Below are 21,521 nucleotides of genomic sequence, written 5' to 3' on the forward strand. Positions count from 1 at the left end.
CATTGAGGATCAAAACATGGCTGCTTTAAAAACCAAACTGATTGCTTCCGCAGTTCTCGCCGGCTTTATGTCAACGGGGGTGCAAGCGGCAACCGAGTGGAATGTTTCCCTCTGGGGCAAGCGCAGGGCCTTTACCGAAAACGTCGAAAAGCTCGCCGAGCTGGTCGAATCCAAGACCAATGGGGAGTTCAAGCTCAACATTTCCTATGGCGGTTTGTCGAAATCCCGCGAAAATCTTGATGGCATCTCATTCGGTGCCTTCGAGATGGCGCAGTTCTGCTCCTTCTACCATGCGGACAAGAATCCGACGATTACGGTCACGGAGCTGCCATTTTCTCAGGACGTTTCCCTGGCAAGGGTTACCGAGATTTACCAGGAGGTCTTCAAGCATCCTCTGGTAGCCAAGGATCTGGCTCGCTGGAATGCGACGCTGCTGATGCCGACCCCCATGCCTCAGTACAATATTGTCAGTAAGGGTGACGCCATCTCATCTCTGGAAGATTTCGACGGCCTTCGGGTCCGGGGCCCAGGTGGCATCATGGGTGTGCTGGGCAAGCTTGGCGCGGTCAAGACCGGCGTCCCCTTTTCAGAAGTCCGACAGTCCATGGACTCTGGCGTTATTGACGCAGCCTCTTTTGCCCCTCACGCGCACCTTGCAACCAACACCTACAAAGTCGGCCAGTGGTACACCACCAACCTGAACCTGGGCTCGGCAAACTGCCCGGTGGTCGTCAACACTGACGCCCTCGACTCCCTCGAGCCCGCACACCGGGACGCCCTGCTGGGTTCCGTGGATGAGGCTCTCGATTTCTACGTTGAGAACTACGAACAGAAAACGACGGCCAGGTACGAAGCCGCCGTTCAGGAAGAAGGGCTGACGAAGATAACATTTACCCCCGCTCAGACCGCCGAACTGAACAAACTCGCCGAGTCCGTTCGTCAGAGCTGGATTGAGAGCCACGCAGACGAGTTCGACTCACAGTCTCTGTTCGACTTTACGGCCGCGCAATTCGCCGGACAGTAAGTTATCCGGAGCCTTTCACAGCAATGTGAACACCCAAGGGGCCCCGCCTTTGGCGGTCGCCCCGGCTTCTCTCCGCATTTTGTAAACGAGACACAGGATCCCTATGTCTGCTGCAACGGTTTTGGAGGACGACTCCGTATTGAGTCGGGCCGATCGATACTTTTTCCGACTCGAGTCCGTGCTCAACCTGGCGGGCGGTCTGGCCATATTTCTGCTGGTGTTGATGGCTACCGTCAATATTCTCGGGCGCTGGCTGTTCGCGTCACCCATCAGTGGCTATGTCGACTGGGTTGAGCAGGCAATGGCCTTTATCGCGTTTCTGGGTATTGCCTACACCCAACGACTGGGCGGACATATCCGAATGGATATCTTTGTCAGCCAATTACACGGGCGCTGGCTGTGGTTCAGCGAGCTACTGACGACCACTCTCATGCTTCTGCTGACCCTCGTTCTCATTTATGGATCGACTCTGCATTTCTGGCGCGCCTACTCCATTGGCGATTCATCACTGGATATCAATCTGCCAACCTGGCCTGCCAAACTGGTGGTGCCCGTTGCCCTGACCATACTCGCACTGCGACTGATGCTACAGATCTGGGGTTACATGCGAGCGCTCCGCCTAGGTGGCGACCAACCCGTTGCCGTCCCTCTTGTCGAGTCACCCGAGGAAGTGGCAGCCAGGGAAGCAGAGGCCGTCAGCGGTCACGATGACCCGGGAGCGGCACGATGATGGAATGGCTTCAGTCTCTCGGTACGATGGACCCCATTCACATGGGGCTTTGGGTTACCGGCGCAATGCTGGTTTTTGTCGTACTCGGTGTCCGGGTTGCGTTTGCCGCTGCGTTAGCCGGTTTTTTGGGGTTGGTGTGGATCTTTTCTGCCAAGCTTGGTTTCGAAAAGGGATTTATGGTTGCGGTGAAGATGGCCGGGACCATTCCCCACTCGAAAGTCTCTTCACTGGCATTATCGCTCATTCCGACCTTTCTGCTGATCGGATTTCTTGCCTACCACGCTGGCTTGACCCATTACCTGTTCGAGGCTGCGAAGCGTTGGGTTGGCTGGCTGCCGGGTGGCATGGGGGTTGCGACGGTATTCTCTACTGCCGGCTTCGCAGCGGTTTCCGGCGCCTCGGTGGCCACCTCCGCAGTCTTTGCCCGCATCGCCGTCCCCGAGATGCTCAAGCTCGGTTATGACAAACGCTTCGCCGCCGGCGTGGTCGCTGCAGGCGGAACCCTGGCTTCCCTGATCCCGCCGTCCGCGATCCTGGTGATCTACGCCATCATTGTTGAGCAAGATGTGGGTGCTTTGCTGATGGCAGGGTTTCTGCCCGGCGCGGTCTCCGCACTGATCTATGGTGGTTTGGTGATTTTTCTGGCGACGACCCGCAAGAATTTTGGCCCTCCGGTGAGAGGATTTACCTGGAAGCAACGATTCGAATCACTCCCCGGTGCTATGCCAATCTTCATTGTTATCGCAATTATCATGGTCTGCATTTATGGTGGCGTCGGAACACCCACCGAGGCAGGCGCGCTGGGTGCTTTCGTTATCCTCTGCATGGCTTTGTACAATGGCAGCCGCTGGCCAGAGCTGAAGTCCTCGCTAATGGAAACCGCGAAACTGTCCGCCATGATCTTCGCCATCATCTGGGGCGTTCTGCTTTACGTTCGCTTTCTTGGTTTTGCCGACCTGCCCTCCGCATTTTCTGATTGGATTGTCAGTCTGGACCAGAGCCCGATGCTGACTTTTTTGCTCATCCTTTGCGCTTACGCCGTGCTCGGGATGTTCATGGATGCGATCGGTATGCTCTTGCTGACGCTACCCATTGTCTTCCCTGCGGTAATCGCACTGAACGGGGGGGAGGGCGTGACGGCAGCCGAGTCAGCATTCGGAGTTTCCGGGGTGGGCTGCGCCATCTGGTTTGGCATTATCGTGGTGAAAATGGCTGAATTGTGCCTGATCACACCACCCATCGGCCTGAACTGTTTTGTCGTGGCCGGGGTGCGGCCCGAATGCTCGGTACAGGATGTATTCCGGGGCTGCATTCCATTCTTCGTCGCCGACGTTCTGACCATTGCCGTGCTCATTTCGTTGCCGGGGATTGTGCTCTGGCTGCCAGGGTTAATGGGGTTTGCCTGACACAGGCCCGGGGCACTGCAACGCCAATGTGCTACTGCAAAATACTCATTAAGGAAAGCAATCATGAGAAAAAACATCCTGATTACCGGAGCAAGCACCGGCCTGGGTGAGGGAATGGCCCGGGCATGGGCGGCGCAGGGCTGCAACCTGGCGCTATGTGCCCGCAGCTACGACAAGCTCTCAACATTGCAGAGCGAATTACAGGCCAGCTACCCCAATATCCGCGTACTCGTGCGCCCTCTCGATGTGTGTGATTACGAGCAGGTATTTGAGGTCTTCCAGGCGTTCCGGCAGGAGTTGGGCGGCCTCGACCGAGTAGTTGTCAACGCGGGTATCGGCAGCTCGTCGGCAATCGGCCGGGGCCAGTTTCCATCCAATCGCAAGACTGTCGAAACCAATTTCGTCGCCGCCATCGCCCAGAGCGAAGCAGCCATGGAGATTTTCCGGGAACAGAACAACGGCCACCTGGTGCTGATGTCCTCGGTCAGCGGGGTTCGCGGGTTCCGTGGACCATTGAACGTATATGCTGCGACCAAAGCCGCCGTGGCTTCACTCGCCGAGGGCTCGCAGCTGGACACCCGGGGTACACCAATCCGGGTAAGCAACATAATGCCGGGCTACATTCTCACTGACATTAACCGGGACACCAAGAACGCGCCTTTCCGGGTGGACCTGGACACAGGTGTGCGGGCTCTGGTTAATGCTATAGACAAGGAAAAGCGCCGGGCTTACGTACCCTGGTGGCCATGGACGCCCCTGAGTTATGTGCTGAAGGCCCTGCCCTTCGAACTGTTTGCACGGGTCATGTAGTGCACCGAAGCCGGTGCCTGCAAGCCCGGCTATAGTGGGTGACTTCCCAGGAGATTAACCACACTCCCGTCCTGAATTTACCCAACCTTTACACCCCATTGACAGTGTTTTTCGTTCCCATTTGCAAAGATGGAGCTAACAAAAACAGGGCAGTGAGGTCTTATGAAGATGCGGGCGGGGTTACTAATCGGGTTGTTTTCCGTTCTTTTGGGTGGCTGTAAGGTCACTGTCTCAGAAAGCTACGACGTTTCGGCAGATCCGCACACGTTCACACCGGGGCTGTACCTTGATGCCCGCGACACCGGCGAATACTTCCCGGCCTCAAGCTGGAACCTGAGCCAGCATTCGGACGACTGTATTGATGAAACACTGTATTTCGAAACCGACAGTGGCCGGGTGCGGATTTATGGCTCACCGGCCTTCAGTGATATCGATTTTCGTGCGGCAGCCACGGAACTTGAACACAGCATTGATAGCGTATTGAGTCGTTTCCAGCTGCGCTGGTGGGAGTTTGTTGCCGACCGGTCAGCGGCGGCGCCCTATCCCAGGCAGATACTGGGCTGTCTTAGCCCGACGGTGTCACGAACCGAATTTGCCGATGCGTCCATCTCCGCCATCGGCATCCTTCCCCATTACAGTCAATGGCCCTACGACACCGGCCGGATCATCACCCATCAGCTCACCCATTTCGTTCAGGAAAACCTTAGCCGTTATCACTCCAGATACAGCCTCCTGCCTTACTGGTTTGCCGAGGGCCAGGCCTCTGTCGTGGCCGGTGAGAATGAGGCATCCGCATATCAGCACTATGATTACGACCCGCTTGAGGACGCAACCCTGCTCGACGCCGGGCCAGAGGATTACCGCTTCAGTCACTATGCGCTGGCGTACCGTTACCTGGAAGAAGCCAACGGCAAGCTGGCCATGACCATATTGCTGGACCTGATTCAATTACTGGACTGGGAAGGAGGCTTTGACGGATTCACAGGCACGGGGGAAACCTGGGCCTTTGTCGAAGCGTTCAATGCCGCAGGGCTGGTGGACCACCTCAATCAACCCCTGACGTGGCAGAGATATAAGGCCGACTACCATTACCTGCTGAGCCACAGTTACTAGACACAGGGGCATGGCCCACGGGCATACTGGATTAAAAACGACCAATCAGCGATAATCTCGACCGTTTTTAGTCAGATGTAGATTTCGGTAGCCCTTAATCATGACCTTTTTATCGTTTCTTCAAGTCGTTATCTTTATCACGCTGCTTTTGAACACAGTGCACCTGATGCCGGCCTTCGGCCGATGCCTGCGAAACGCGGAGACCGTATTCCAGTCCGGCTATCTCGGCGCGATGCTGACCATCCGTCTGGCGCGCAATGCCCTCGGGCTGATTCTCGTCACCGCCAGTACCGCACCGGACCCGCACATTCACGCTCTGGTCCCGAAGGGTATTCTGCTGTTTCTGGTACTGGCCGTGGTCAATGTTGTGCTCACCCATTATCGGCAGCGCGACGATATTGAAGGGGTTCGTTTCTAGGCCTCCCGGCGCCTCAGGCGTACAAAGACTCAATCACATCCGTGTACTTCTCATAGATGTTGCTGCGGCGCACTTTCATGGTTGCCGTAACCTCATCATCGTCATGGTCCAGTTCCTTGGTCAGCAAATGGAAGCGTTTGATCTGGGCTACCTGGGGCAACTTGTCGTTACCCCTGTCCACCTCGCCCTGAATCAGAGCCCGGACCCGCTCATCTTCGGTAAGGCTCCGGAAGGTGGTGTAGGCTATCCTTTCCTGCTCCGCCCACTTGGCGACGGTTTCGAAATCAATCTGGAGCAGCGCCGACACATACTTGCGAGCCTCGCCAATCACGATGCACTCTTTGATGTAGGGGCTCGCTTTGATAGTGTTTTCAATCTCGGTGGGTGACAGGTTCTTGCCCCCAGCGGTGATCATGATGTCCTTCAGGCGATCGACGATTCTGAGCTGTCCGTCCTGCCACTCGCCCACATCTCCGGTGTGCAACCACCCATCTTTCAGGGTCGATACAGTGGCCTCATCATTTTTGTAGTAGCCCTTGAACATACTGCCACCACGCATGATGATTTCGTTGTGCTCGCCCAGCTTCACCTCCACGCCGGACACCGCCACCCCAACCGTTCCGAGACGGATATCGTCCACAGGCTGCGCAGTCGCAACACCGGTACTTTCGGTCTGACCATAAACTTCCACCAGCGGCACACCGATGGTCCGGAAGAACTGCAGGATACCTGTTGAAATCGGTGCTGCCCCGGTGAGCGCGATGGTACACCGACGCAGGCCGATAAAGTTTTGCAGGGCCCTGAATACGAGCCAGTAGTACGCCCCATAGGTCAGGCGTTCCATCAGACTCCACTGGCTATCCGGCTTTGTTGCCATGGGCTCACAGGCTTTCATGGCGCGCCTGAACAACCCCTGCCGGAACCGACCGGTTTCCTGCATCTTGATGTAAATTGCAGAGTGTAGCTTTTCCCAGATTCGCGGCACGCCCAGGAAAAAGGTCGGAGCAATCTCCCTCAGGTCTTCCTGCACCGTGCGCAGACTCTCCCCGAAACTGACCGTGCTCCCTGCATAGACCGGTGCGATATTGGTCAGAGCCTGTTCCGCCACATGGCACAGCGGCAGATAGGACAAGCTGGAACTGTTTTCGTCCACGCGCAGCAGCTCAAACAACCCGGGCGCAGCCGCGTGCAGGTTTCCCCAGCTGATCATGGCGCCCTTCGGGCGACCGGTGGAGCCGGAGGTATAGATCATCAGCGCTGTGTCTTCCATCTGCTGGCTATCCAGCAGCTCATCAATCAGCCCGGCATGGGTTTTCTCGAATTCCCGGCCTCTGGCCTCAATGTCCTGAAACGATGACGGCGGCGCCGGGTAAGACCTCAGCCCTTTCATATCAATGACAATGTTGTGTTTGAGTTGTGGCAGCCGGGGCCAGGCTTCCAGAACTTTATCGGTCTGTTCCTGATCCTCACACACCACCATCTCGGCGTCACTGTGCTCAAGTACATAGGCCACTTCATTCCAGGGGCTGGTGGGATATACCCCCACACAGATGCCATTCACCAGCCCTATCCCCATCTGGGCGATCACCCACTCCACCCGGTTCTCCGAAATGATAGCGACATGCCCACCCTCGGACAGCCCCAGTGCCCGAAGACCCAACCCGAAATGCCGGGCCCGCTCGTAATAATCCTGCCAGGAATAGGCCTGCCAGATACCAAAGTCCTTTTGGCGAAGGGCCAGCATCTCCGGACGCTCTCTTGCGTGCGCCCGGAGCATCTGGGTGAGGGTCAGATCACGAACCTCGGGTGTTATCATGACAGCCACCGTTTACGGCGTTTATAGTGCTTTATATCGCGGTAACTGCGGGCCGCTCCCTCCTTGCCGCCAACCCCCAGGTAGAACTCCTGCACATCTTCATTGGCCGCAAGTTTCTCTGCCGGCCCGTCAATCACAATTTTTCCGTTTTCCATGATGTAGCCATAAGAAGCGATCGCCAGCGATACCGCCGCGTTCTGCTCCACCAGCAGGATAGCCGTGCCCTGCTCGCGGTTAATGCGAGAGACGATCGTAAATATTTCTTCCACCAGCAGTGGCGCCAGTCCCAGGGAAGGTTCATCCAGCATGATCAGATCCGGCTGGGCAATCAGGGCACGACCCAGCGCGAGCATTTGCTGCTCGCCCCCGGACAGATAGCCCGCCAATTGCTTGCGGCGTTCCTTGAGGCGTGGAAAGTAGTTATAGACCAGGTCGTAGGAGTCACCGAGAGACTGTTTGCGACCACTCAGGGCATAAGTGGCCGCAACCAGGTTTTCCTCAACTGTCAGGTCTTCAAACACGCGGCGCCCTTCCATCACATGGAACAGACCGCTACGCACCAGCTTTTCCGGTGCCATTTCCTTCACATTGGCACCGTTAAACCGGACTTCACCCGCGGTCACTTCACCGTCTTCCAGGCTTAAAAGACCAGACACACTTTTCAGTGTTGTGGACTTGCCAGCACCGTTGGATCCCAGCAGCGCCACGATGGCGCCACGGGGTACCCGCAGTGACAAGCCCCGAAGGACCTGCACCGCCTTGTTGTAAACCACTTCGATATTATCGATTTCCAGCAAGGCTTCCATACAACAGCCTCAGTCCAGTTGGATCCAGTCTGATACCGGCTCGTAACGGCCTTCCTTTGCATTGACCCGCCAGATACGGCCGACCGGGAAAGACATGTTTTTCGCCGTCACGGGAACACCGATAATACCGCCGGTGTCCCAGTCCTTGATGGAGGAGAGCGATTCGGCCATGTTCTTCGCATTCAATTCCTTGCCTGCATCGAGGGTACGCTTGACTACCTCGGTCCAGACCATGGCATTGAACCAGCCCTGCATGTAGCCCGTCGGGCGATAGCCGGCTTCAGGGTCGCTCTTTTCAGCCTGGGCACGCAGCGCATCCAGCATGGGCCCGCTTTCCTGACTGTCGTAGTAGTTGTAGGGCATAACGCCCATATAACCATCGGCATCCTCACCCATCTTGTTGATGATCAGCTTGTCAGATGACCAGAAGGTGCCCATGAACTGGGTATCCAGCCCCATCTGGCGCATCTGAACCATGAACTCGTTGATGGGTGACAGCACATAGCCATGGAACACCACGTAATCCGGACGCACGCGCCGCAACTTCAGCACCTCTGCAGACACGTCCACGCTGCCCGGTTTGGTGACGATTTCCTCCACCACATCAATGCCCAGCTCCGCAGCTTTTTCCTTGCCATTTTCAATGGGATCTTTGCCGAACTCGGTATCACTGTATACAAACGCCACCGTTGGCTTTTCTCCACCCTCACCCTGGGAGGCAATGTATTCCAGGATGATGCCGAACATCTGGCTATAGTTCGGGCCGGGAATGAACTGATACGGGTACTGTTCATTGTCCGTCAATGCGGTCGCAAAGGAGGCACCACTCATGAGTGTGGTGCCTCTGCTGTTCAGTTCCGAGGCAATGGTCTTCATGAACCCGGTACTATCGCCGTAATAAACCGGAACCGTGTTGCTGCCAGTGATTTTCTTGAAGGCGGCCACGGAACGGTCCACCTCATAGCCAGTGTCTTCCATCACGTACTTCACCGGGTGACCGTTGATCCCACCCTGGCTGTTTATCCAACTGGTGTAATCCGTCAGCCCGGCATGCAGATGCACACCGGCGAAGGCAAAGACGCCGGAAAGCGGGATCGACCCGCCAAATACTATAGGCTCCTTGTCCTGAGCCAATACAGGCGCCGTCACCGTCAATGCTGCGACAAGACTGCCCAGGCCTGCCAGCCGGCGGCCGCTTTTGAGGATGTTTCTTCTCCTTGCTGCTTCTTGTTGTTGCTGTTGCGTAGGTTCTGTCTGAAACCCGAAAAACGAACTCGTTTAGTTTCTGAAGGGCCACAAACTGAAAAAGCGTCGAATTCGATGCCAGATCTCTGCCAGCCCGTGCGGTTCGAAAATCAGGAAGCCGACGATCAATGCGCCAAAGATAATCTCCAGCATTGGCGACATAAATACCGGGGCGTTGGGGTAGAAAGGCGTCAGGGCAGCCGTTAGCAATTTCAGAATCTCCGGAATCAGCGTCATGAAGGCGGCCCCGAGAATCCCGCCCAACAGATTACCCATCCCCCCGACGATCACCGCCGCAAGATAGAAAATGGACATGGACAGAGGGAAACTCTCCGGCGTTACGACCCGGTAGAAATAGGCAAAAAGGCCGCCTGCCACGCCCGCATAAAACGAGCTGAGCGCGAATGACATGAGCTTGTAGCGCAACAGGTCGATCCCCAGGATCTCCGCCGAAATATCCCGATCCCGGATCGCGATGAATGCCCGCCCGATACGGGTCCGGAAGACATTACGCGCTGCGAACACCATCAGTACCGCCAGCGGTACGATGATAAAGTACATACTGAAATCACTCTGGAAGGTGGCCCCGAACAGATGGGCGGGTTCCAGGCTCAGCCCGCCCATGCCTCCGGTAACGGACTCCCATTCGGCAAAGATAAAGTGTAGGAATACACTGGCCGCCAGCGTGGCAATGGCCAGATACAGCCCTTTCACCCGTAAAGACGGCAACCCCACCAGAATGCCCACGGCGGCGGCCAGTAGCCCAGCCAGTAAAAGCGTTATCGGGAAGGGCAAACCGGTATTCAGGGAAAACCAGGCCACGGTGTAACCACCGACACCCATAAATCCGGCCTGCCCCAGGGAAATAAGGCCAGTAAAGCCGGTCAGGATGTTAAGGCCCGTTGTGCTGATTACTGCGATGCCAACCAGGCAGCCCAGGTACAAAAGGTAGGCATTCGCCATGAAAGGAAAGACCAGAAGCACGAGCAGGAAAAGGGCGAACCATAATTTCTGGGTCTGGCTGGTCCAGATGGCCTCATCAGCCTCATAGGTTTGTTTGGCGTCACCGATGCGCATCTTACACTCGCTCTATTTCGTGGGTGCCGAAAAGGCCATAGGGGCGAATTACCAGAATCACTGCCAGCACGGCAAAGGTGGCCGGCATCCGGTATTCGCCGCCGAGATAGGCGCCGGCAACGGTTTCCAGCCAGCCGATAAACACCCCGGCAATCAATGCTCCCAGAATGCTATCGAGGCCGCCGACGATAACAACGACCAGCACACTGAGACCGATAGCGCCGAACTGCGGACTGAGGCCGCCGGTCGCAGCCACCAGAACCCCGGCCAGAGAAGCGGCAAGTGAGCCAAAAACCCAGGCCAGGTTAAACACCCGGCGTACATTGATACCCATGGAGTACGCGGCTGCCTGATCCGAGGCAGTCGCACGCAGGGCAACGCCGCCCCTGGAGAAACGGAAATACAACAGGTAAAGGATCAGCAGAGCGGCACCAATGAGGAAGCCATAGGCGATTTTTGGCGCCAGATACATCTCCCCGATAAACACCGGTTCACGGGGCAGAAAGCGGGGAAGCAATTGAGGATCTGCGCCCCAGAGCAGCTCCACCAGGCCCACCAGTATGCTGGCAATACCAATGGTGACCATAACCACCGATATTGGCGACTCCCCGAGCATGGGCCGGATCATCACTTTCTCGATCACGCCACCGAGAATACTGCCCCCCAACACTGCCAGCGGAAGCGCAACCCAGGGTGACATCTCCAGCCCTCCGGCAAAGGCCAGGAACAGGTAGGCCGCGAACATCATAATTTCGCCGATCGCAAAATTGATAACACGGGTTGCCTTGTAAATGATCACAAAGCCCAGAGCGATCAAGGCATAGAGGCCGCCCATAGCCAGCCCGGCCAGACTGATTTCGCCAAAAAACAACCAGTCCATTAGGCCACCTCCCGCTCGGGATTCAGCTTCTTGCGCAGGCTGTCCATATCACTGTTGCCGAGGTATGCCTTGATGACCTCAGGGTTCTGCTGGACGTCGGCCGGCAAGCCCTCGGTAATAACCTGGCCGAAATTGAGCACGGCAATGTGGTCGGAGATGTCCATCACCATCCCCATATCGTGCTCCACCATCAGCACCGTCACGTCCCACTCTTCCCGGATATCGAGAATAAAGCGAGCCATGTCTTCCTTTTCTTCCCGGTTCATCCCGGCTACCGGCTCATCCAACATCAGCACTTTCGGGCGCATGGCGAGGGCACGCGCCAGCTCTACCCGCTTCTGCAGACCATAGGAAAGACTTGCCACCGGCTGCCGGCGAATATGATCAATTTCCAGAAAATCAATAATGTGGCGCTCTACCTCACGGCGCACGGCCATTTCTTCCCGACGGGCCGCCCCGAAATAAGCCAGCGAACTCAGCAAGCCGCTCTTCATATGCACGTGGGCACCAAGTTTGATGTTATCGAGCACCGTCATACCCCGGAACAGGGCAATGTTCTGGAAGGTCCGTGCCAGCCCCATAGCGGCACGGGCTGGAGGCTTTACCCCCGCCAACACCTCACCCTGATAGCGAATGGTGCCCTGCTGGGGCTTGTAGAAGCCGGAAATGCAGTTGAAAAGGGAGGTTTTCCCGGCGCCATTCGGCCCGATGATGGTGGTTACCGTGTTTTCCGGCACCCGGAAACTGACATCCTGCAATGCCTTGACACCGCCGAAGGACAGCGACAGGTTACTGATTTCGAGGATACTCAATATTCCTCCCCGCACTCCTGGCGCGGGGAAACAGAGCCATGAACGCTCCGCTTGTTTTGCCTCGCACACAAGAGATTGTGATTATTGTTGTTGTCGTAAACGTCAGGTCAATTTCCCGAGCCACATTTAAAATAGTCCAACCCGGCCATAAAAACCAAGGCAGTCTGTCCTATGCTTCATCAAATAAGCAAAGACGGGAGACAAACAACAATGACAAATCTACCTGTGACCCCTGCGTTCAATGAGCAAACCGGTGTCGCCACCCTGACCTTCAATCGACCCGAGGTTCTTAATGCCATTGACGTGCCCATGGCCCAGGCCTTTCACCAGGCGGTCAACGACCTGGCTCGCAAACCCGGGCTTCGATGCGTGGTTCTGACGGGTGCAGGGCGGGCATTCATGGCTGGAGGTGATGTCGCAAGCATGTCCGGCTCTCCCGTTCAGGCCCGGCAGGCTGTGAACGGAATGCTGGATGCACTGATTCCGGCCATTCTCAAGCTGCGAGCAATCGATGCTCCGGTGATCGCCGGAGTTAAGGGCGCTGCCGCCGGTGCCGGCCTTAGTCTTGCGCTGATGGCAGATCTGATAGTGGCCGAGGAAAACGCCCGATTCCTGATTGCCTACAATGGTATAGGCACTGTGCCCGACTGCGGTGGCACATGGTTTTTGCCCCACAAGATAGGATCGGCGCGGGCTACGGAAATGATGATGCTTGGCCGCACCCTGACAGCATTTGAAGCGCAACAATGGGGCCTGGTGGCCGAGGTGTCACCGGAAGAAACGTTTGATGAGGTTCTGGCGGCCACCGTCAGCCGGGTCGCCAATGGGCCAACTCAGGCTTTTGGTGCGTTTCGTCGACTGGTGGACGATGCCCATGGCCGCCCCCTCGACGTCCACCTGGAAGCTGAGCGACAGGCGTTTCTGAAGGCCACCGAAACAGCCGACTTCGCAGAAGGTGTATCGGCGTTTCTCACCAAGCGGCCAGCTGCCTTTTCCGGCAGGTAACTCCCACACCTGGCCATGCGGTTATTCAATTGGTCAGAAACGTGCTGCCGGTTCGGTCCTGTTCGATCACCACCTCTTCCGTGCGGTCCTTGAGCTCCACTCCTGAAAGCTTGAGGCGATCGGCTTCGCGAATCAGATAGAGAAGCCGTTGGCTGGCGTCGTTAAAACCGAGCCCGGCGGGCCGGACGTTGGAAATACAGTTCCGGCGGGCGTCGGACAGGCCCGATTCCGGCCCAAACGTGAGGTAAATCCCGAGGCTGTCTGGCGAGCTCAGCCCGGGCCGTTCGCCGATCAACACCACGACTATTCGCGCTTTCAGTAGTCCACCAACCTCATCGCCGATAGCAACCCTGCCCTGCTCTACAATCGTCAGCGGTGCCAGTTGCCAGTCCCGGCGCTCTCGTTTCAGGTCGCTGAGAAAGCTGTCCAGAAACGGAACCACATTGTTCTGTACCGCAGAGGAAGACAGCCCGTCGACAATAACGATGGCGAGGTCAGCGGTCGGAGCCTCGGATTGTCCGGCGGCCAGCAGCCGCTCATACCCTTGCTCCGACAAACGCCTGCCCAGATCAGGCCGTTGCAGGTAGGTGAAGCGGTCCTCAGCCTGGCTGTGCACAACCACGGGCAGGCCGAGGGCGTTCGTCGTGTCCAGGGTCTTGAGGGATTCAACGAGCCGGTTCACATCCAGTGGAAAATGCACCGCGTCCCGCGCCTGGGCGTGGGCTAGCTGGAACGTCAGCAATTCCGAAGTGGGCAGGCTGATACCCGCCCGCCCCAGGCCAATCCGGGCATCGGTGTAACGACGCAAGGTCCGCCAGACATTCTCTGTGACCAGTTCCCTGTTACGTTCAGTCATGGGTCAGACCCCCGAGGCTGTTCTGGAACATGGCCGGCAATGTGGCACTTGGCTCATGCCTCGAAGCGTCCTCGAAGATGTTCATCCGGTCGAGCCAGGCTTCAAACTCCGGTGCCGGCTTCAGATCCAGTACCCGCCGCGCATAAAGCGCATCGTGGAAAGAGGTGGTCTGGTAATTGAGCATGATGTCGTCGGATCCGGGAATTCCCATGATGAACGTGCAGCCTGCTACCCCGAGCAGAGTCAGCAGATTGTCCATGTCGTTCTGGTCCGCTTCCGCATGGTTGGTGTAGCAGATGTCACACCCCATCGGGACACCCAGCAGCTTTCCGCAGAAATGATCCTCCAGGCCGGCGCGGATAATCTCCTTGCCGTCGAACAAGTATTCAGGCCCGATGAAACCGACCACGGTGTTCACCAGTAGCGGGTTGAACCGACGGGCAACGGCGTATGCCCGGGCTTCACAAGTTTGCTGATCAAGCCCGTGATGAGCGTCGGCCGACAGGGAGCTGCCCTGGCCGGTTTCGAAATACATGACGTTCTGGCCAACCGTTCCCCGCTTCAGGGAGAGCGCTGCATCCCGGGCCTCCTCGAGCGTGGACAGGTTGAACCCGAAACTGCTGTTGGTGGCTTCCGTGCCCCCGATCGACTGGAACACCAGATCCACCGGTGCGCCCTGTTCAATAGCCTCAATCGTATTGGTCACGTGGGTCAAGACACAGGACTGGGTCGGTATGTCGTATTTGCGGATAACCTCATCCATCATCCGCATCAGTTTGGTGGCCTGAGCCACGTTATCGGTGGCCGGGTTGATGCCAATCACCGCATCTCCACTGCCATACAGCAGCCCGTCCAGAATGCTTGCGGCGATGCCGGCCATATCATCAGTTGGATGATTGGGTTGCAGCCGGGTAGACAGATGGCCGGGCAGGCCAATGGTATTCCGGAAAGCGGTCTGAATCCGGCACTTTCGGGCCACGAGAATGAGGTCCTGATTCCGCATCAGCTTACTCACTGCCGCCACCATTTCCGGCATCAGGCCCGGCCCCAGGGCCGCAAGCGCCTCAGGCGTGGCGTGATCGCTGAGCAGCCAGTTCCTGAAATCACCGACCGTCAGGTGGGCGACGGCCTGAAAAGCCCGGGCATCATGCTCGTCCACAATGAGCCGTGTCACTTCGTCCTGCTCATAGGGAATCAGCGCTTCCGACAGGAAAGCGTTCAGCGGCAATTCCGCCAGCCGCATTTGCGCAACCACGCGCTCTTCGGCGGATCCGGCGATCACACCCGCCAGCCGATCACCGGAGCGGGCCGGCGTCGCTTTCGCCATCAGGTCTGCCAGATTCCGGAACTGCCAGGTCCGCTCACCGAGCATGTATGAATACTTGTGCTGCATCCCGCCTCTCCGCCAATCACTGGTTTATTCATCAAACGCTCGTTTGCCCAGCATAGCAAACAGTTATTCCAACCCTCCCTGACTCCCGATATGCTTTCCGGATGAAAAGTATAATAAAACACGATTCATCCACTCCGCCCCGCTTGCGCACACTGCAGCGCAATGGGTTGGCGAGGCGGTACCTTTTCAGCGCCCTCCTTATCGCTCTTGTACCCCTTGGGCTGTTGGCGATTGTCTACGACACCCAGTACGTCCGGGCTTTGGACAAAGTGACCGAGAGTCGCACCAATGCCAGGTTATCCGGCGCCGAAAACCTTCTGCGAACCTTCCTTCAGGAACGTATTTACGAACTGGAAGGGCTTGCCGATATCCCGGAGGTTTTTGAGTGGCTTACCACCGCGCAACCAGGCGATACGCCTGATCGGGTTATGCTCGCCCAACTGAGGCAACAACTCGACAGTCCGCACATTTATGGCGTGGTCACAAAACCGGCCCGGTTCGACCAGCCACAGTGGTATTTGACACAGACCTTGCTTGAGGGGGTTTCCTGGCGAACTTTGCCCGTCACCCGCTTTGCGGGTGCAGAACTGCTGGGCCCGGCTCTACCAACTCCCGACAGACCGGGCTGGATCATCCTCAGGCTCAGCCCAACGGGCTTTGATCCGGCGCCAGAGGCCTGGATTGGCCTGGTGATCCGGCTCGCCAGCCTCACTGAGCAAATCCAGGACCTCACCCTGCCCGGGTTACAGGCGCCTTTAATCGTGCCTCCCCAGAAGGTGCTGCTAACCTCCGTGGGCAATCTTAAACCGCCTGGCCCGGGCTCAAAAAAGGACATCAATTCCCGAGCCTTTATTGAAGGGTGGCATATTCGTCTGCAATGGTTGGGTGACCCCTTGCTTGGCCCCTTGGAGTCCGCCCGATTCGGACTGATTTTTCTGGCCATGGGTGTGGCACTGGGCGTTATTTTCCTGTCCCGCCATTTATCGAAGCGGCTCGATAGGCAGGTGACTCCCCTGATTGAGGGCGCCGACAGGGTTGCCAGCGGTGACTTCGACACACCGCTCGGCATCGAGGGTACCGCTGAAATCGGATATCTCTCATTCGCCCTTGAACGCATGCGTCTACGCCTCAAACGGCTGGTAAAAAGCATGGTCGACGTGGAGCGGCGAGCGGTTCTCGGGCAGTTTTCGGCGGGTGTCGCCCATGAAATACGAAACCCTCTGGCGACAATAAAAACCACAATTCAGGCATTATCCAGAAAAGAATCTGATCCCAAGCGCCAGAAACTCATGGAATCCGTCGATCACGAAATTGATCGCGTAAACGATGTCGTACAACTGTTGCTGGACTACGCGCGGCCAAGGGAGGCGAAGGCCCAGAAGGTGAACGTCCTGGACGTGGTGGAAACCGTCAAGATCCTTGCGGATGCGGTTGCCCATCGTCATGGTGTCGAGCTGGTTCAGGTCGAGCATTCACAGGTTTTTGCCTGGGCAGATCCGTCGCAGATCCGCCAGATCGTCATGAACCTGGTGATGAATGCCATTCAGGCTCTCGAAGCCATTGGTGGGCGGGTAGTCATCAGAGTCAGACAGCAAGGGCTTGCGGTTTATATTTCCGTCAGCGATAACGGCCCGGGAGTCAGCGCCGACCACTTAAGTCACCTGACAGAACCTTTTTTTACAACCAAGACCAATGGTACGGGGCTGGGCCTCGCCATCTGCAAGCAACTGGCACAGGCAAACCAGGGGACTCTGAGGTTTCAGAGCGTCCCCGGCGAAGGGCTGAAAGTAACCCTGAGGTTGCCACTTTATCTGAACAACTCGAATCCGGAATGACCTGATGCGCAAACCAAACGTCCTGATTATCGACGATGAGAGAAACCTCGTCAGCAGCCTGATTTTTTCCCTGGAGGAAGAAGGCATGACGGTGCACGCAGCCTACACGGGCAAGGACGGCCTGGCGGCTATCGAAGCAGCAACACCAGACATTGTGCTACTAGACCTCAAACTTCCCGACCAGTCGGGTTTCGACATTCTGGATATCATCAAGACAATGCCAGCGCCGCCAACGACCATCATGATTTCCGCACATGGCGATACCCGTGCAGCGGTGGAAGCCGTGAAAAAGGGAGCTCAGGACTACATCACCAAGCCCTTTGATCTGGACGAACTCATTCTGCTGATCCTTCGCAATCACCAACATCGACAGCTCACTGAGGAGGTGGCTTACCGAAGAGAACGGGAAGCCAACGCTCAGGGTCTGATTGGCCACAGTAGTGCGATGCGCACACTGCTTGGGCAAGTGGAGCGGATTGGGAAAAGCTCTGCACGGACGATTCTGCTCCAGGGGCCCTCCGGGAGTGGCAAGACGATCATTGCCAAGGCACTGCATTCGGTGAAAGACAAACAGGCACCTTTTGTCTCCGTGAACTGTGCCTCGCTGCCGGAAAACCTACTGGAGGCAGAATTGTTCGGCGCCGAGAAGGGCGCCTACACCGGAGCGGATAAACGACGCACGGGACTGGTTGAGCTGGCGATTGGCGGAACCCTTTTCCTGGACGAAATTGGTGAGTTGCCGCTCCCTCTTCAAGCCAAACTCCTGACATTCCTGGAAACACACAGGTTCCGGGCAGTGGGAGGCCACACCGAAATTGAGGCGGACATTCGGGTCATCGCAGCGAGTAATCGGGACTTGCAGGCGGAAGCCCAGTCAGGTTCATTCCGGGAAGACCTGTTTTACCGCCTGAATGTCATGCCACTGAGCATCCCTGCTTTGGCAGAACGTCGGGACGACATACCTCAACTTGTGGCGCATTTCTCAGAAGACCTTGCCCTTCAGGAAGGGTGCAGTCCTATTGTTGTTCCCCCGGAAACCATGGCGCTGTTATGCGACTACCAATGGCCCGGGAACATAAGGGAACTGCGCAATACCATTGAGCGACTAACCATCCTTCACGCCGGAGAGACAATTGTACCCGCTCGGTTACCTCCCGAAATTACCGATGCTGCCAGGACACAACCCGCTGGCGCAGAAAATACCGCAGACGCCGGCACAGGAGGGGATAGCCTGCTGGCAAGCGAAATGGCCAAGCGAGAGGCTGAGTGCATTCGTGAGGCGCTTCTGCAGTCACGGGGCCGCAAGGGCGACGCCGCAAGCTCCCTGGGAATTTCGCGTCATGCGCTGAAACGCCGAATGCAGAAGCTGGGGCTGGCAGGAGAGGACCGTTGAGCAGGCAACGAGCCGGAAAATTTTTTCGCAGGCTGATGCTCTTTAGCACAGTTTATCTGGTGGCCATGGCAACACCACAGGCTTCCGCAGAGGCATTAGGCGCACCCAAAGAGCAGGCCGATGTAACCGTCGGCTGCCTGTACCCGATGTCGGGCCGTGCGGGTGTCCTGGGACGGGACTCCGTTGTCGGCATTCGCCTTGCCCTCAAGTACCTTGAGGAACAGGCGGCACCTGACAGAGCTCGCCTTCGCATTCTCCTTGGTGATACCAAATCCAAGCTTTCAACGGCCACCACCCTGGCCCGGCGTTTTATCGAAGACGAAGGTGCCAGTTTTCTGTGTGGCGTAGTCAATTCCTCTGTCGCCATTGAAGTAACGTCGATTGCGGAGTCCGCCGGCGCATTTTTTATCGGTACCGACCATGCATCTTCAAGACTCACCGACGAGTTCTTCCACGATCGCTATTTCAGGGTGACCAACGATACACGGCAATCCATGACTGCCGGAGCCCTGTTTATCAAGGATTACTTTTCAGACCATCTTGCACGAAAACCTTTACGGATCTCCTACCTCGGTCCCGACTATGAATATGGCTATCAGGTCTGGGCCGATTTCAGAGAGGCCCTGGAGCGTTTCGGAGTAAATTATGAAATTGCCGGGGCACTTTGGCCAAGACTGAGCGAGCCGGATTACAGCCATTACATCAATGAACTAATCACAGAGAAGCCGGACCTGGTGGTAAACAGCCTCTGGGGCGGAGATTTTGTCGCGTTCGTCACCCAGGCTACCGAGACCAGACTGTTCGAGACTGCTCGTTTTGCCAATTTTGAAAAAGGCGGAGATTATGAAATTTTTGCGCAACTCGGGGAGAACATGCCTTTGGGGCTTCTATTGGCATCGCGGCATCACAATAACTGGCCTGAAACAGAGTTTAATCAGTGGTTTGTAGAGGAATTTCACCGTGAAGCCGGGTATTACCCCTCCTCCGGCGCACAAGGTGCATTCACCGGTATTGTCGCTATCGCAGAAGCCGTGAAAAATGCCGGAGCCAATTACAAGGACCCGTTAGCTATTGAGCAGGCATTTGAACAACTGGCACTGACCACGCCTGAAGACCCTACCGGGTTCCAGTCCTCCATGGATCCGGACTCACACCAGATCCAACAGGTCATGGCCATCGGCGAAACCGTTCCCGATGACCGCTACCCTCCGGCAAAAGTGATGCTGGGAAACTGGCACATATACTATCCAGCCGAACTTGAGCCCAGGCGGGCAGAGACAAAATGAGCGAATTCCGCTCGAAGCGCTCATCACATGCGAGCGAAAACCGCTCATTCTCTCTGGCCGCCCTCGAGGCTGAAATCTTATTTCTTTAATATCAAAGAGATAAAAGTTACTCCATTCTGGCACAGCGACTGCTTAGTCCAGGTACCGACTTGATAGAACGTCGGGCAGGACACCAGAAAATAACAATACTGGTCGTCCGACCAAACGACACAAGAACAACAGTCTGGAGAACCAAAATGAAACACTCTCTGCTGACCGCAGCGACGGTCGCCTGTGCCATGACAACAGGTGGACTGAGCCTCAGCGCGCATGCCGCCGACGACTACAAACTGGGCCTCGTTACTTTCCTTTCCGGGGCCGCGTCCGGCCCGTTCGGAATTCCCGCCAAAAACGCCGCCGACCTCGTCATCGATGCGATCAACGACGGAACTCTGCCTGCCCCGATCCAAGGCAAGGGCATTGACGGTCGCATGATCACCCCGGTTTACGTGGATGAAGCGGGTGGCGCCACCAAGCAAACCTCTGAATTCCGTAACCTGGTAGAGCGGGATGGCGTCGACGCCGTCGTCGGTTATATTTCTTCAGGTGACTGCCTCGCCATTCCTGCTGTTGCCGAAGAACTGAAAATGCTGACTGTGCTGTTCGACTGCGGGACGCCCCGTGTGTTCGAAGAGGCCGATTACAAGTACGTCTTCCGTACCCACTCCACCGCCAGCATGGACAACATCGCGGCAGCACGATACATCAACGACAACGTGCCGGACCTGCAATCCGTTGCCGGGATCAACCAGAATTACTCCTGGGGCCACGACAGCTGGCGCGATTTCACCGAGACGCTGAAAGTGTTGCGTGACGGTGACATCGAAATCACCACCGAGCAGTTCCCGAAGCTGTTCGCCGGTCAGTATGGTGCTGAGATTTCTGCGCTGCAGGTCAACTCTGCCGATGTCATTCACACCTCGTTCTGGGGCGGTGACACCGACGCTTTTGTATTGCAGGCAGCAGCCCGGGGCCTGCTGGCAGACAACCAGGTTATTTTTACAGCCGGTGAGACCGCACTGAACAGCCTGGGCGAACACCTGCCTGATGGCGCCATCATCGGTGCCCGTGGCCCCTTCGGTCCTTTCGCACCTGAAAGTGAACTGAACACCTGGTTCCAGACCGAGTTCACGGAGCGCTTTGGCACACCGCCTACCTTCCCTGCTTACCACATGGCTCACGCCCTGATCGGCCTCAAGCTTGCCCAGGACAAAGCCGGTGTTGGTGCTTCCACCGAAGATGTTATCTCCTCCTTTGAAGGCCTTGAGTTCGAAGGCCCGGGCGGCAAAGTTGAAATGAGCCGTGGCAAGGGCCACCAGGCCGCTACCGAGATGGTTTATGGCCGCCTCAAGCGGGTTGACGGCGAAATCACTTTCACCGACATCACCCGTTACCCGGCTGACTGCGTAAATCCGCCGGAAGGGACAGAAACCGTCAAGTGGATTCAGGCCGGCATGCCGGGCGCTGAGTGCGACTGATCGTCCTGACCTAGCAGCACACTCATCGGAGGCCCCGCCCGGGGCTCTCCGATGCGTCTACCCAATGATCTTTCACCCCTGCTCCGCCCCTATTCAGTG

19 protein-coding genes are annotated in these 21,521 nt (G+C 56.9%); 11 read left to right on the forward strand and 8 right to left on the reverse strand.

Features of this window, described 5'->3' with window-relative positions; translation table 11 throughout:
• Positions 1–16: 16 nt before the first annotated feature.
• From dctP to BKP64_RS13520, 6 genes are all read left to right on the forward strand, one after another.
• Positions 17–1,024 (forward strand): TRAP transporter substrate-binding protein DctP, encoded by a 1,008-nt coding sequence (dctP, locus tag BKP64_RS13495; protein WP_070971044.1) that lies wholly within the window; start codon positions 17–19, stop codon positions 1,022–1,024.
• Between the two features lie 103 nt (positions 1,025–1,127).
• A complete protein-coding gene (locus tag BKP64_RS13500; protein ID WP_070971046.1) occupies positions 1,128–1,754 on the forward strand; it encodes a TRAP transporter small permease subunit in 627 nt (208 codons plus the stop codon).
• Positions 1,751–3,160, forward strand: a complete 1,410-nt coding sequence (locus BKP64_RS13505) for a TRAP transporter large permease (RefSeq protein ID WP_227515396.1) — start codon at positions 1,751–1,753, stop codon at positions 3,158–3,160. The genes BKP64_RS13500 and BKP64_RS13505 overlap by 4 nt, the downstream gene beginning before the upstream one ends.
• 63 nt (positions 3,161–3,223) lie before the next feature.
• Positions 3,224–3,970 (forward strand): SDR family oxidoreductase, encoded by a 747-nt coding sequence (locus BKP64_RS13510; RefSeq protein ID WP_070971048.1) that lies wholly within the window; start codon positions 3,224–3,226, stop codon positions 3,968–3,970.
• Between the two features lie 162 nt (positions 3,971–4,132).
• The gene (locus BKP64_RS13515; RefSeq protein ID WP_070971049.1) at positions 4,133–5,083 is read left to right on the forward strand and encodes a hypothetical protein; all 951 of its coding nucleotides are present in this window, start codon (positions 4,133–4,135) and stop codon (positions 5,081–5,083) included.
• A 100-nt stretch (positions 5,084–5,183) separates the two neighbouring features.
• Positions 5,184–5,501, forward strand: a complete 318-nt coding sequence (locus tag BKP64_RS13520) for a hypothetical protein (RefSeq protein WP_070971051.1) — start codon at positions 5,184–5,186, stop codon at positions 5,499–5,501.
• 13 nt (positions 5,502–5,514) lie between these two features.
• Here the strand turns inward: BKP64_RS13520 and BKP64_RS13525 are convergent, their stop codons facing one another.
• The 6 genes from BKP64_RS13525 to BKP64_RS13550 form a co-directional block, all read right to left on the reverse strand.
• Positions 5,515–7,317 (reverse strand): AMP-dependent synthetase/ligase, encoded by a 1,803-nt coding sequence (locus BKP64_RS13525; protein WP_070971054.1) that lies wholly within the window; start codon positions 7,315–7,317, stop codon positions 5,515–5,517.
• Positions 7,314–8,123, reverse strand: coding sequence for an ABC transporter ATP-binding protein (locus BKP64_RS13530; protein ID WP_070971057.1), 810 nt, complete (start codon positions 8,121–8,123; stop codon positions 7,314–7,316). Before BKP64_RS13530 ends, BKP64_RS13525 begins: the two co-directional genes overlap by 4 nt.
• 9 nt (positions 8,124–8,132) lie before the next feature.
• Complete coding sequence (locus tag BKP64_RS13535; RefSeq protein ID WP_227515397.1) at positions 8,133–9,257, reverse strand: ABC transporter substrate-binding protein; 1,125 nt, start codon at positions 9,255–9,257, stop codon at positions 8,133–8,135.
• 144 nt (positions 9,258–9,401) lie between these two features.
• Entirely contained in the window at positions 9,402–10,445 is a 1,044-nt protein-coding gene (locus tag BKP64_RS13540) for a branched-chain amino acid ABC transporter permease (protein WP_070971063.1), read from the reverse strand.
• A gap of 1 nt (position 10,446) precedes the next feature.
• Positions 10,447–11,325 carry a branched-chain amino acid ABC transporter permease gene (locus tag BKP64_RS13545; RefSeq protein ID WP_070971067.1) on the reverse strand — a complete coding sequence of 293 codons (879 nt, stop codon included), beginning with the start codon at positions 11,323–11,325 and terminating at the stop codon, positions 10,447–10,449.
• Positions 11,325–12,137 carry an ABC transporter ATP-binding protein gene (locus BKP64_RS13550; RefSeq protein WP_070971070.1) on the reverse strand — a complete coding sequence of 271 codons (813 nt, stop codon included), beginning with the start codon at positions 12,135–12,137 and terminating at the stop codon, positions 11,325–11,327. Before BKP64_RS13550 ends, BKP64_RS13545 begins: the two co-directional genes overlap by 1 nt.
• 210 nt (positions 12,138–12,347) lie before the next feature.
• Between BKP64_RS13550 and BKP64_RS13555 the strand changes: the two genes are divergently transcribed.
• A complete protein-coding gene (locus BKP64_RS13555) occupies positions 12,348–13,142 on the forward strand; it encodes an enoyl-CoA hydratase/isomerase family protein (protein ID WP_070971073.1) in 795 nt (264 codons plus the stop codon).
• 25 nt (positions 13,143–13,167) lie between these two features.
• Here the strand turns inward: BKP64_RS13555 and eutC are convergent, their stop codons facing one another.
• Together eutC and BKP64_RS13565 are read right to left on the reverse strand one after the other, a co-directional pair.
• Positions 13,168–13,998 (reverse strand): ethanolamine ammonia-lyase subunit EutC, encoded by an 831-nt coding sequence (gene eutC / locus BKP64_RS13560; RefSeq protein ID WP_070971076.1) that lies wholly within the window; start codon positions 13,996–13,998, stop codon positions 13,168–13,170.
• On the reverse strand, positions 13,991–15,391 hold the full coding sequence (locus BKP64_RS13565; RefSeq protein ID WP_070971082.1) for an ethanolamine ammonia-lyase subunit EutB: 1,401 nt from the start codon (positions 15,389–15,391) through the stop codon (positions 13,991–13,993). The genes eutC and BKP64_RS13565 overlap by 8 nt, the downstream gene beginning before the upstream one ends.
• A 101-nt stretch (positions 15,392–15,492) precedes the next feature.
• Here BKP64_RS13565 and BKP64_RS13570 point away from each other — a divergent pair, with 101 nt between their 5' ends.
• The 4 genes from BKP64_RS13570 to BKP64_RS13585 all read left to right on the forward strand — a co-directional run bounded on the left by BKP64_RS13570 (position 15,493) and on the right by BKP64_RS13585 (position 21,422).
• Positions 15,493–17,226 carry a sensor histidine kinase gene (locus tag BKP64_RS13570; RefSeq protein WP_070971085.1) on the forward strand — a complete coding sequence of 578 codons (1,734 nt, stop codon included), beginning with the start codon at positions 15,493–15,495 and terminating at the stop codon, positions 17,224–17,226.
• 4 nt (positions 17,227–17,230) lie between these two features.
• Positions 17,231–18,619 carry a sigma-54-dependent transcriptional regulator gene (locus BKP64_RS13575; protein ID WP_070971088.1) on the forward strand — a complete coding sequence of 463 codons (1,389 nt, stop codon included), beginning with the start codon at positions 17,231–17,233 and terminating at the stop codon, positions 18,617–18,619.
• Positions 18,616–19,905: an ABC transporter substrate-binding protein gene (locus tag BKP64_RS13580; RefSeq protein ID WP_070971092.1), complete on the forward strand. Its 1,290-nt coding sequence runs from the start codon at positions 18,616–18,618 to the stop codon at positions 19,903–19,905. Before BKP64_RS13575 ends, BKP64_RS13580 begins: the two co-directional genes overlap by 4 nt.
• Before the next feature lie 236 nt (positions 19,906–20,141).
• Positions 20,142–21,422, forward strand: coding sequence for an ABC transporter substrate-binding protein (locus BKP64_RS13585; RefSeq protein WP_070971094.1), 1,281 nt, complete (start codon positions 20,142–20,144; stop codon positions 21,420–21,422).
• Positions 21,423–21,521: the final 99 nt, after the last annotated feature.

The sequence above is a fragment of the Marinobacter salinus genome, assembly GCF_001854125.1.
In the GTDB taxonomy this organism is placed as follows: Bacteria; Pseudomonadota; Gammaproteobacteria; order Pseudomonadales; family Oleiphilaceae; genus Marinobacter; species Marinobacter salinus.